Raw genomic sequence first — 10,217 nt, 5'->3', positions numbered from 1 at the left:
GGAAGCTGCCGTCGGATCGGTGACCGCCGCAGGACCAGTGACCGCCGCCGGGCCCGTGACCGCCGCCGGGCCAGTGGCCGCCGCAGGACCAGTGACCGCCAGCCGATCGGTGACCGCCGCCGGACCAGTAGCCGCCGCCGGGCCGGTCGTGGTCGGCAGGCCAGTGGCAGTCGGCGAACCCGCTCCGGTCGGCAGGCCGGTGGCGGTCAGCGGGCCCACAGCAGTCGGCGAACCCGCAACGGTCGGCGGACCCGCGGCAGTCGGTGTGGTGGTCTGGGTCGCGAGTTCGCGGGCGAAGTCCCGTACGAGGTCGTGGGGGGTGTAGCGGCCGTAGCTGGTCTCCTCCAGGAGGGCCACGTCGACGAGCCGGTCGAGGGCGGTCTCGGCGCGGAGCTCGTCGGTGCCGGTGAGGCGGGCGAGCAGGGGGGCGCCGTAGGAAGGGAGGTCCAGGGCGCCGACGCGGCGCAGGGCGAGGGCGGCGTCCCGGTCGGCCTCGCGCTCGGACGCGGCGAGCGCGTCATGGGCGACGGCGAGGGAGCGGCGGACGCTCAGGTCGTCGTACTCGAGGTGGTGCAGCCTGCCCTGAGTCGCGGTCAGCTGCCCGGCGAGCGCGTCCGGGGTGAGGGCCCGGCGGGCGGCGAGGCGGGCGGCAACGATCCGGAGGGCCAGCGGGAGGCGGCCGGTGAGGTCGACCAGGGGGTGGTGTGCGTCGAGGCCGTCGCCGTCGTTCGCGTCGTCACGGCCGGAGAGCGCGCGCAGCAGGGCCGCGCTGTCCTCGGCGGACAGGGGCGCGAGCGGGAAGCGGCGGGCGCCGTCGAGGGCGGTGAGCGGGGAACGGCTGGTGACGAGCACCGCGCAGCCGGGTCCGGCCGGCAGGAGCGGGCGGATCTGGGCGGCGGAGGCGGCGTCGTCCAGGACGATGAGGGTACGGGTGGGCGCGAGGAGGGTCCGCAGCAACGCGGCCGCCGCGTCCGGGTGTTCGGGGATGCGGCGGGGCTCGGTGCCGAGGTCGCGGAGGAGGGCGGCGAGCGCCTGGGGCGCGGGGAGCGGGGTCATGCCGGGGGTCGCGCCGTGCAGGTTGAAGTAGAGCTGACCATTGGGGAAACGTTCCCGCATGGCATGGGCCACGTGCAGGGCGAGGGCGCTCTTGCCGACGCCGGCCATACCGGTGATGACGGCGAGGGCGGGGCGGCCGTCCGCCGACGGGGCCGAGAGGAGGTCGGTGAGGCGACGGAGGATGCGGTCGCGGCCGGTGAAGTGAGCCGGAGGTGGGGGGAGTTGGGCGGGGCCGGGGGATGGTGGGGTGATGGGGCTGTCACCGTCGGCCCCCGCCTCCAGTACCCCGCGGAGCACCTCCGCATGGGCCTCGCGGACCGCCGGGCCCGGTTCGGCGCCGAGTTCCTCCACGAGGCGGGTGCGCAGGTCACGGTGGACGGCGAGGGCCTCGGCCTGGCGGCCGGTGCGGTGCAGGGCCAGCATCAGCTGTCGGTGGTACGCCTCGCGCAGCGGATGCTCGGCGGCCAGTGCCGTCAGTTCCGGCACGATCCGGGCCACCCGGGCCGTCCCGTCCGGCGCGTGTGCCCCACCTTCCCCGTCTCCTCCGTCTCCTCCATGGCCTCCCTGCCCTCCGTCGCCTCCGTCCCCTGCGCCCATTGCGCTTCCGCCCAGGGCGAGTTCGGCGTCGTAGCGCCACTCCAGCAGGAGCAGCCGGGCCTCCCGCAGGCGTCGTACGAAGGCATAGCCGCCCAGGTCGGCGGGGAGGCCGCTGAGCGGGGTGCCGCGCCACAGCGCGAGCGCGGCGGCGCACTCGGCGACGACGCGGTCCCAGTTACGGGCGGCGTGCGCCCCGCGCGCGGTGGCGAGGTGCCGCTCGAAGACATGGACGTCGAGTTCGCCCTGTTCGACGCGGAGTTGGTAACCGGTCGGCACGGCCCGCAGCCGCTCCGGGTCGTCGAGGAGCCGGCGCAGCCGGGTGACGTGGTTGTGCAGGGAGGCGTGCGCGGAGGCCGGGGGCGCGCCGGCCCACAGGGCCTCCTTGAGCGACTCGACGGGGACGGTCCGGTTGGCGTCGAGGAGGAGGGCGGCGAGAAGGGTGCGGAGTTTGGCGCTGCGGAGGGGCCGGGTGTTTTCGTCCCGCGGGCCGGGGAAGTGGAGGACGGGTGGCCCCAGCAGTCCGAACCGCAGCCCGTCCTGCCGCATCACGTCCGCCATCGCCTTTCCACCCATGTGCAAACCCTCGCGGCAGACCATCTGACCAGCGACGACATGGACACCCGTTGGCAATATGTTAGCGATCCGTTGGTGCCACCTGATGTGATCACAACATCGGAGCCGGCCCGACGGTGCGCGCGTGTGAACGCGGTACTCGGGGGAGTGTCGCCGCCGCGGCCGGATCCGGGGGGCGCGTCGGGCCCCGGTCGGTGGAGGTGAACGACCGGGGCCCGCGCCCTGCTTCTACGCGCGTCGGGATCACGCGGCACGAGACGTCACGAGACCGCACGAGATGACACGAGATCAGGTGCCGCGAGATCAGGTGCCGCGAGATCAGGTGCCGCGACCCCGGATGACGTGACCTCAGATGACGGGCGGCCGGCCGAGGCGGGTGAGGCGCCACACCGTGCGCCATCGCATGGGCCGCCGGGGACCGGCCGGCTTGCGCACGCCCTCCGCGAACCCGCCGAACCAGGCCTTGAGGCCGCCGAGCGAGCGGGTGCGCAGCAGGGTGACGGCGATCCACACGCCGAGGTGGACGGGGATGAGCGGCAGCGGCAGGTTGCGGCGGACCAGCCAGACGCGGTTGCGGGCGGTGACGCGGTGGTAGATGGCGTGCCGGGCGGGTGAGGTCTTGGGGTGCTGGAGCAGCAGCTCGGGAGCGTAGAGGATCTTCCAGCCGGCGTCGGTGGCGCGCCAGGCGAGGTCGGTCTCCTCGTGCGCGAAGAAGAACTCGGCGGGCCAGTCGCCGGTCTCGGCGAGCATGGCCATGCTGAGGCCGTGGCCGCCGCCGAGGAAGCCGGTGACGTATCCGCCCTCCATCGGGTCGGCGGCGCCGACGCGCGGGACGTGCCGGCGCTGGGTCTCGCCGCTCTCGTCGGCGATGCGGAAGCCGACGATGCCGAGGCGGGGGTCGGCGGCGTACAGGTCCCGTACCCGGCGCAGTACGTCGGCGTCGACGAGCAGTCCGTCGTCGTCGAGTTCCACGACGACGTCGATGTCGCCGTACCGGCGGAGCCGTTCGAGGCCGACGTTGCGGCCACCGGGGCAGCCGAGGTTCTCGTCGAGGTCGATGGTGGTGACCTCGCCGGGCAGGGAGAGGCGTTCGGCGAACTCGGGGAGCCGGCAGCCGTTGCCGACGACGACGATCCGGGCGGGTGCCAGGTCCTGCTTGGCGACGGACTCCAGCAGGGCGTCGACCTCGGCGGGCCGGTTGCCCATGGTCACCACGGCAACGGCGATCCTCGGCTCCACCACGTCGCTCAACCTCTTCACTCCGTCCGGCCGACGACGGCACTCTCCCGCGCTCCCGTCGCGCGACGCCCGTCATTCACCAAGATGTTGCCTCAGATACGGAGGTTGCCCGAACGCCGGTTCACTTTGCGTCCCCTTTACGGCGATTTTCCCGCCTTCGGACGAACTTCAGCCCGGACCAGTCCTCCCCCAGCGCGGCGACCTTCACATCGACGAGGCCGAGGGGCAGGAAGAGGTCACGGAGGCCGTTCTCGGTGAGGTCGCTGACATGCCCGGCGGCCTTGCGGGGCCAGGCGATCCAGAGCATGGCGTGGTCGGCGAGGTCGCGGACGAGGGTTTCGCCTTCCGCGGCCAGATCGGCGTACGAGCGGTAGAAGGCGACGGTGATGTCGGCGCCGCGGGGGCCGCCGGGAGCGAGGTCGATGTCGCCGGGGAGGCCGGGCACCACCCAGCCGGGCTCGGCGTGCAGCAGGCGCAGCCGGTGCCCCTGTCCCGGCCTGACGCCGAGTTTCTTGGCGAGGGGGGTGCCGGAGTGGCCGCCGCCGCTCGCGGGGGTGTCGCTCACCGTCCCACCGTAACCTCGCCAACACAGGGGCTCACACCTGCCGGCGGGTGGATGTGCAGGGCACGCATGTGCACGGGGGAAGAAACGAAGGAGGTGAGGGAGCTGGAGGGAGCTGCCGCCGAGGGCGAAGAAGTCGTCGAGGGCGGACACGCGCTCCCGCTTGAGCAGGTCGGCCCACACCCCGGCGACCAGCCGCTCGGCCGCGTGGCGCGGCGCCACGAACGCGGCGGAGTCGGCCTCCGGCGTCTCGGGGGCGGGCAGCGCGGCCCGGTCGACCTTGCCGCCCCGGGTGAGCGGGAACGCGTCGAGGAAGCGGAAGTGGGCGGGCAGATGACTGTCGGGCAGCCGGTCCCGCAGATGGGCGCGCAGTGCGTCGGCGGTGAGCTGGGTGCGGGTGGTCAGGTAGGCGACGAGCCGCTTGCCGCCCGCGGCCCCGTCCGGCGCGACGGCGGTGACGAGCGCCTGGGTGACGTCCGCGTGGGCCACCAGCGCGGCCTCGATCTCACCGGGCTCGATCCGGACGCCGTTCACCTTGACCTGGTGGTCGGGTCGACGTCGAGGACGAGCGGCTCCTCCGCCGGCGGGCGCCCGGAGATGAACAGGGTCGTCTCCGCCATGCCGTAGCAGGGCAGGAAGGACGTACCGCGGAATCCGGCGGGGGCGAACCGCTTCGCGAACCTCTCCAGAACGGCCGGGTCGATCGGCTCGGCCCCGTTGCAGGCGATGCGCCACTGGGACAGGTCGAGGCGGGCCACCTGGTCGTCGGAGAGGCGGCGGGCGCACAGGTCGTAGGCGAAGCTGGGCGCCGAGGTGACGGCGACCCGCTGCCGGTCCACGATCTCCAGCCACAGCTGGGGGCGCTTGAGGAAGTCCACCGCCGACATCAGCGTGGTCGTCGACCCCAGGTACAGCGGCAGGAGCAGCAGCCCGATCAGGCCCATGTCGTGGTACAGGGGCAGCCAGCTGCAGAAGTCGTCGCCCCCGTCCACCTGGAGGGCGGCCTGCATCAGGGCGAGGTTGTGCCCCAGGTGGCCGTGGGCGACCATGACGCCCTTGGGGTCGCTGGTCGAGCCCGAGGTGTACTGGAGGAACGCGAGCGCGCCCGGACCCGCGTTGCCGGGCCGGCGCCACGCCGCCTCGTCGCCGCCCGCCTCGGCCCCGGCGGCCGTCTCGCACAGCACCGTCCCGAACCCGTCCTCGCGCAGCCACTCGGCGACGCCGTCCAGGCTGTCCCGGTCGGTGAACACCGCCGACACGGCGGCGTCCCTGGCGATCCCCGCCGTCCGGGCGAGGTGATGGCGCTGTCCCCCGGGCTGCGGTGCGGGCACCGGCACCGTACCGGCGTACATGCAGCCCAGGAACGCCTTGACGAAGGCGAGCCCCGTGGGCAGCAGCAGGAGCACCCGGTCGCCCTCGGCGACCCCCGCGCCGCCGAGCCAGTGCGCGATCCGGCGGGCCGACCGGTCCAGTTCGGCGTAGGTGACGGTCTCGTCCGGCGTGTCATGGCCGGCGAAGACGACGGCGGGCCGTTCCGGTCGGTCCCGGGCATGCTGAAGAACGAAATCCGGGAAGAATACCGACATTGCATCCGGAAGGAATTCCGAAGAAGACAAGGCTCCGCCCCCAGCACGAGTCGACAGTGTGAATCGGAATGGCCCTCAGGAACGGCCCTGGGGCGTTGTCTCGGCGCACGACGCCGAAACCCGACTCCATCGATCCTGGCCAGTTGTCGCCGTACGGTCCACAGCTGCCGGCGGCAGCATGTTGCAACGGCCGTACCTTGCAAGGCCGGTGCGGCGCCGGTGCTCAGCCGGGTGAGACGAGTCCGGTCTCGTAGGCGAAGACCACCGCGTGGATCCGGTCCCGGAGCTGCAACTTGGCCAGAAGGTTGCGGACATGGGTCTTCACGGTGTGCTCACTGACCACCAGGGCGGCGGCGATCTCCGCGTTGGACATGCCCTGGGCGATACAGCGCAGGGTCTCCTCCTCGCGTGCGGTCAGCTGCTGGAGCAGGGAGCGGGGTCCCTTGTCCCGGCCGCCCTCGCCGTCCCCGGCGGACCCCGAGGCCGAGGCCGACAGCGGGGCGGGGGCCCCGCCCGGGGACAGCGGAACACCCGGGTGGGCGGGCCTCGCGTACTCGGCGATCAGCCGTCGGGTGATCGAGGGGGCCAGCAGGGCGTCCCCGGCCATGACGACCCGGACCCCGTGCACGAGGTCGTCCCGCCGCACGTCCTTGAGCAGAAAGCCGCTGACCCCCGCCTTGAGCGCGGTGTGCACATATTCGTCGAGGTCGAACGTGGTCAGCATGATGACCTTGCAGTCGCTCTCCGCGCAGACCTGCTGGGCGGCGGTCAGACCGTCCATGACCGGCATCCGCACGTCCAGCAGCAGCACGTCCGGGCCGTGCTCGCGGACCGCGGCCACCGCCTGGGCACCGTCCGCCGCCTCGGCGACGACCTCGATGTCCGGCTGCGCGTCCAGGATCATCGCGAATCCGGTCCTGACCAGTTCCTGGTCGTCGGCCACCACCACACGAATCGTCACGACACCTCTCCTTCCACGGCACGGGTCCCGCCGACCTCGTGGGCCACTGCTCTTCGGTGTTCCCCGGGTGCGGGATCAGCTCAGCGGAAGCGTCGCCGCCACCTTGAAGCCCCGTCCTTCGGGGCCCGGACCGGCCTCGGCGCTGCCGCCGCAGGCCGCCGCACGCTCACGTATCCCGACCAGCCCCCGGCCGCTCCTGACCACGGAGGCAGACCCTACCGGGCGCCGGCCGTCGCCGCCGTCGTCCTCGATCTCCAACCGCAGCCCGTCGTCGACGCGTTGGAGCCGTACGCTCACCGTGCGGGCCGTGGAGTGCTTGACCACGTTGGTCAGCGCCTCCTGGATGATCCGGTACGCCGCCGAGTCCGCCCCCGCCGACAGCGGGGCCGTCCGGCCGCCGTCGTCGAGCCGGACGTCGATACCCGCGCGGCGCACGCCCTCGACCAGCTCGGGCAGGGCGGCCAGGCCCGGTTGCGGAGCCGTCTGCGCCGTTTCGCTCGAGTCCCTCAGCACGCCGAGCAGGGCCCGCAGCTGGACCAGCGTCTCGCGGCCCGTCTCGGCGATGGAGTCGAAGGCACGCTCCGCGCGGTCGGGCGCGGAACGGACCACGACCGGCCCCGCCTCGGCCTGGACCACCATCAGGCTGACCGAGTGGGCGAGGATGTCGTGCATGTCGCGGGCGATCCTGGTCCGCTCCTCGGCGGCCGCCTTCGCCGCCTCGGCCTCCTGCTCCCGCTCCAGCTGCTCGGCCCGTCGTACGAGTTGCTCGTTGAGCTGACGCTGTGTCCAGACCAGCGAGCCGAGCATCAGCGCACAGCCGAACGTCAGGATGCTGCTGAAGGCGCCGCCCAGCGACCGGGTTCCCACGACGGCTATGACCACGGTGGCCGCCGCGATCACCGCCCGGGACCGCGGGGCGGTGTGCGCGGCCGCGGTGTAGAGCGCGATCAGCGCGGCGAACTGGAACTGCGGCTGGATGGCATGGGCCAGATGGCTGTAGGGACCGAGGGCCGCCCAGACCAGCACCATGCACAGCACGGGGGCCCTGCGCCGCCAGGGCAGCGGCGCGGCCGTCGCGACCGCGAGCAGATACATCCACCAGGGCCACGGGGTGCCGTCCGGCTGCCGGCTGGCGATCAGCAGGCGCACCGACACGGTCGCCGCGGTCAGAGCGAGCGCGGTGTCGAGCAGATAGGGGTTGCCGGCGGCGGTCCGGTGCAACGACCGGGCCCACGCCACGGACGACTGCGGGAACGGGGACAAGTCACGGCCTCCTGGCGGGCTGAACTGGGGGGAAGCCTGGCCGATGGGGAACGCCCGGCGCAACGGCGAGGTACGGCTCGGGGGCGGGCGGCTCACACGCCGCAGGCGTCGTCCAGGGCCTGGGAGTCCTTGTCGAGCCGCATCATGTCGGTCGTCAGGGCGGGCACGTCGGACAGCTCCAGTCCGTCCCCGTCGAACCGGGCGATCATCCGGTCGTAGTCGGCGGAGGTCTTCTCGAGCCCCTTCTTCACGTCCTTGTCCTCGGTCTTCGCCGCCAGGTCCTTGATCTCCTGCGAGAGGTCCTTCGCCTGCTTCAGGAACTTGCCGGGGTCGCTCACCGGGTCGGCCGTCAGCTTGTCGGACCCGCCCAGCACATCGGACTCCCCGCACGGCCAGGGTCCCTGCTGCCGGGCCACGACCTCTCCGACGGCCCAGCCCGCGCCCACCGCCCCGAGGGACAGCACAGAGGCGGTGGCGAGCCCGACGACGTAACGGCGCTTCATGTCATTCCCCCTGTCCGCCGCCCGGGACCTCCGGTTTCCGGCGTGACACAAGATTCGCCGACCACCCCCCTCGACCACATCGCTCGCCGGGCTGATCATTCGCTCTCACTCTTGAGAGGTAGGGGGATGAGAACCCGAGGCCACCCGGGGTTCCGAGCCCGCCTGCGGAACTCGTCTGCCGCGGTGAGTCCGGGGCACGGCGTACCCCGCCTGAGGGATCCGGAAGATCGCTCCGCCTGGCGATCACTTCGCCCCCTTCCGGGCCGCACGATGACGGAGGCACCGCGGCAGAACACCGATGCCGCCCTCTCCACCCCTCCACCCCTCCACCCCCTCCGCCTCGCACGCCGAACCGTCCACCCAAGGAGCCCCACCCATGACCCCCCGCACCGCCTTCCTCGGCGCCCCCCTGCTGACCTTCGCCTACGGAGTGATCCGGATCGTCGACGGTCTGGACGGAGTACGCGGCCCGGGCACCGCCTGGACCGTCGGACACCTGGCCTTCATCGCGGCCATGACCCTGTTCACGATCGCGTTCGGCGAGATGAGCCGCATGGCGGGGAACGGCCGGCTCGCCACCGCCGTGTCGACGATCGCCACGACCGGCGCCCTGTGCCTGACCGCGCAGTTCACCATCGACGTCGTCGCCGGCGCCCTGACCGACGACCACGAGACGATGAGCGAGGCCATCACCCGTGTCGCGGCACTGCCCGGGGTCTCTCCGGTCGTCTACGAGGTGGGCCCCTACCTCTTCTACGGCGGCATGCTCGCCCTCGTCCTCCAGCTCGCCGTGACCCGCCGCGTGAAGGCGTGGACGCCCTTCCTCGTCGTGTGCGACCTGCTTCTCCCGCTCCTCGACAAGGACTTCATCCCCCTCGGCGCCACCCTGCTCCTCGTCTCCTTCACCTCCCTCTCCCGCCGCGTCCCGCCCACCACCGGCGCCGGCACCAGCACCAGCACCAGCACCAAGAACCCCGCCCTCCCCGTCCCGGGCCGACCGGCCGCGGGCTGAGTACGCCTACTCATGCCAAGCCGCACCGCCCCGGGGACGATGGGCCGTGTCGACGGACATACGGACGGGAGTCGGGGGCATGGGCAGATTTCTGGGGGCGGTGGTGGCCGTCGTGGCGGCGGCCGGAGCTCTGATCTTCGCCTACCTGGCCGGGGCGCCGCCGACGGTGGTGTTCGCGGTCGGAGCGGGCGTACTGAGCCTGCTGTGGCTGACGCTCCTGCTCACCCTGCCCTGGAACCTCTACTTCCGGGCACATGCGGTGCTCGCCGAGATCACGGTGAGCCGGGAGAAGGGGATGGAGATCTCCGGGTCCCGGGACGCGGAGGCGGCGCGGATAGCCCGCGTCATGCTCCGGGCGGCGATCGCGGGCCACCTCCTGACGGCGGCGGTCGTCATGGCGGTCACCTGGGCGACGGGCGAGTTCACCGGCTACTGGTTCGCCGCGTTCTTCCTCCTGAGCACCTTCTTCCGCCCGGCCGGCGCCTACTTCGGCCAGCTCCGCCGACGCCTGGGCACCCTCCTGAAGGAGGTCAAGTACCCGCGGGACGACGTCGTGGAGCTGCGTGCCCGGCTGGACCGCGCGGAGGCCGGGACGCGGGTCCTGGAGGAGAAGGCGGAGGAACAGTACAAGGCCCTCGCCGAACTGCGCCGCACCGTGGACGCGCTGGCCCTCGGCACGCATGAGCGGGCCGACGGAACGGACCGCCGGATCGCCGCGCTGGGCAGGGAGTTCGAGTCCACGGTGAACCGGCTCACCGACAACCAGGAGATCATCGCGGGGGTGAAGGCGTTCCTGCGCCTGCTGCGCTCCGACGATCTGGCCGACGGGGCGGCTTCGGTGTCCGGGTGAGCAGGCACGGTCACG

The 10,217-nt window shown here is 72.7% G+C and carries 9 protein-coding genes; 2 read left to right on the top strand and 7 right to left on the bottom strand.

Annotated elements, in window-relative coordinates; translation table 11 throughout:
• The 7 genes from AQJ64_RS29995 to AQJ64_RS29965 form a co-directional block, all read right to left on the bottom strand.
• Window positions 1–2,199, bottom strand: a 2,199-nt coding sequence (locus AQJ64_RS29995) for an AfsR/SARP family transcriptional regulator (RefSeq protein WP_159060318.1), incomplete at its 3' end; no start/stop codon positions are given.
• 375 nt (window positions 2,200–2,574) lie between these two features.
• Window positions 2,575–3,468 carry a glycosyltransferase family 2 protein gene (locus tag AQJ64_RS29990; RefSeq protein WP_055632162.1) on the bottom strand — a complete coding sequence of 298 codons (894 nt, stop codon included), beginning with the start codon at window positions 3,466–3,468 and terminating at the stop codon, window positions 2,575–2,577.
• A gap of 118 nt (window positions 3,469–3,586) precedes the next feature.
• Window positions 3,587–4,561, bottom strand: a complete 975-nt coding sequence (locus tag AQJ64_RS51195) for an AMP-binding enzyme (RefSeq protein ID WP_240512494.1) — start codon at window positions 4,559–4,561, stop codon at window positions 3,587–3,589.
• Entirely contained in the window at window positions 4,558–5,613 is a 1,056-nt protein-coding gene (locus AQJ64_RS51190; protein WP_055632161.1) for an AMP-binding protein, read from the bottom strand. The genes AQJ64_RS51195 and AQJ64_RS51190 overlap by 4 nt, the downstream gene beginning before the upstream one ends.
• Window positions 5,614–5,836: 223 nt before the next feature.
• On the bottom strand, window positions 5,837–6,574 hold the full coding sequence (locus AQJ64_RS29975; protein WP_055632160.1) for a response regulator: 738 nt from the start codon (window positions 6,572–6,574) through the stop codon (window positions 5,837–5,839).
• Between the two features lie 75 nt (window positions 6,575–6,649).
• Window positions 6,650–7,837, bottom strand: a complete 1,188-nt coding sequence (locus tag AQJ64_RS29970; RefSeq protein WP_055632159.1) for a sensor histidine kinase — start codon at window positions 7,835–7,837, stop codon at window positions 6,650–6,652.
• A 92-nt stretch (window positions 7,838–7,929) separates the two neighbouring features.
• Entirely contained in the window at window positions 7,930–8,340 is a 411-nt protein-coding gene (locus tag AQJ64_RS29965; protein WP_055632158.1) for a hypothetical protein, read from the bottom strand.
• A gap of 376 nt (window positions 8,341–8,716) precedes the next feature.
• Here AQJ64_RS29965 and AQJ64_RS29960 point away from each other — a divergent pair, with 376 nt between their 5' ends.
• Both AQJ64_RS29960 and AQJ64_RS29955 read left to right on the top strand, forming a co-directional pair.
• Entirely contained in the window at window positions 8,717–9,352 is a 636-nt protein-coding gene (locus tag AQJ64_RS29960) for a hypothetical protein (RefSeq protein ID WP_063808095.1), read from the top strand.
• Between the two features lie 79 nt (window positions 9,353–9,431).
• Complete coding sequence (locus AQJ64_RS29955) at window positions 9,432–10,202, top strand: hypothetical protein (RefSeq protein WP_059203158.1); 771 nt, start codon at window positions 9,432–9,434, stop codon at window positions 10,200–10,202.
• Window positions 10,203–10,217 lie beyond the last annotated feature (15 nt).

Source organism: Streptomyces griseoruber (genome assembly GCF_001514205.1).
Taxonomy (GTDB): Bacteria; Actinomycetota; Actinomycetes; order Streptomycetales; family Streptomycetaceae; genus Streptomyces; species Streptomyces griseoruber.
Note: the sequence above shows the minus strand (reverse complement) of the source record. Positions and strands in the feature narration are given on the sequence as shown.